The sequence below is a fragment of the Neisseria sp. P0001.S005 genome (assembly GCF_051963715.1).
Genome location: NZ_JBQCTZ010000391.1, coordinates 1 through 1523, shown reverse-complemented (window position 1 = coordinate 1523; position 1523 = coordinate 1). Strand labels below are relative to the sequence as shown.

Here is a 1523-nt window from a genome sequence, read left to right as displayed (position 1 = left end):
TGGGTTACGTTCATCATCACTTGGAGTTGTTCCAGAGTTTCTTTCCAGCCACGTGTTTTCAGGCCGCAGTCTGGGTTAACCCACAGACGTTCAACCGGTACAACCTCGATGGCTTTGCGCAACAGATGCTCAACTTCAGCTTCTGTCGGTACGCGTGGGCTGTGGATGTCGTAAACGCCCGGGCCGATGTCGTTCGGGTATTTGAATTCGCCGAACGCGGTCAAGAGTTCCATGTCGGAACGTGAAGTCTCGATGGTGATGACGTCGGCGTCCATAGCTGCGATGGCAGGCAGGATGTCGTTGAACTCGGAGTAGCACATATGAGTGTGGATTTGTGTGCTGTCTTCGCAACCGGTAGAGGACAGGCGGAAGGATTCGCCTGCCCAGTTCAGGTAGGCATCCCAATCGGCGCGTTTCAAAGGCAGACCTTCGCGGATGGCAGGTTCGTCGATTTGGATGACTTTGATGCCTGCTTTTTCCAGATCCAATACTTCGTCGTTCAAAGCCAGTGCGATTTGTTTGCACACAGTAGAGCGAGGAATATCGTTGCGGACGAAAGACCATTGCAGAATGGTTACAGGGCCGGTCAACATGCCTTTCATCGGGCGTTTGGTCAGGCTTTGTGCGTAAGTAGACCAAGCCACGGTCATGGCTTCAGGACGGCTTACGTCACCGAAGATGATAGGTGGTTTAACGCAGCGTGAGCCGTAGCTTTGTACCCAGCCGTATTGGGTGAATGCAAAACCGCTCAACAGTTCGCCGAAGTATTCAACCATGTCGTTACGCTCAGCTTCGCCGTGTACCAGTACGTCCAAGTCCAGTTTTTCTTGCTCTTCAACCACCAAGGCGATTTCTTTTTTCATCGCGGCTTCGTAATCGGCGGCAGACAGTTCGCCTTTTTTGAAGGCTGCGCGTGCTTGGCGGATTTCGGTAGTTTGTGGGAAAGAACCGATGTTGGTAGTCGGCAGCAGAGGCAAGTTCAACCATGCTTGTTGCGCTTTGATACGGTCGGCAAATGGAGATTTGCGTTGGTCTGCGTTGGCAGGCAAATCGGCCAGGCGTTTGGCAACGTCTGCACGGTGGATTTCGCTGCTGTTGGCACGGGAGTCGGCAGCAGCTTGGCTGGCAGCCAGTTCTTCGGCAACAGAATCACGACCTTCGTTCAATGCAGCTTTCAGAACGCGCAATTCTTGGGTTTTTTGCAGGGTAAATGCCAACCAAGAGTACAGGTCAGGTTTGTTAGCTTTCAGTTTTTCTTCAACTGACAAGTCAAATGGAGTGTGCAGCAGAGAGCAAGAGCTGGAGATCCACAAACGGTCGCCCAGTTTGGCTTGCAGAGGCTCAACAGTTTCCAAAACTTTGTTCAGGTTAGCGCGCCAAATGTTGCGGCCGTCGATAACGCCGGCAGACAGAACTTTGTCGTAGTCAGCAAATGCGTCCAGCTGTTCAGGAGCGCGTACCAAGTCGATGTGCAGGCCGTCAACAGGCAGGGATTTCAGCAAAGCAGCGTGTTCGGCAACAGA

General features: G+C 52.7%; 1 protein-coding gene. It reads right to left on the bottom strand.

Translation table 11 applies throughout. The features are described from left to right. Window positions 1–1523, bottom strand: a 1523-nt coding sequence (gene metE, locus ACTHSP_RS20490) for a 5-methyltetrahydropteroyltriglutamate--homocysteine S-methyltransferase (RefSeq protein ID WP_440346821.1), incomplete at both ends; no start/stop codon positions are given.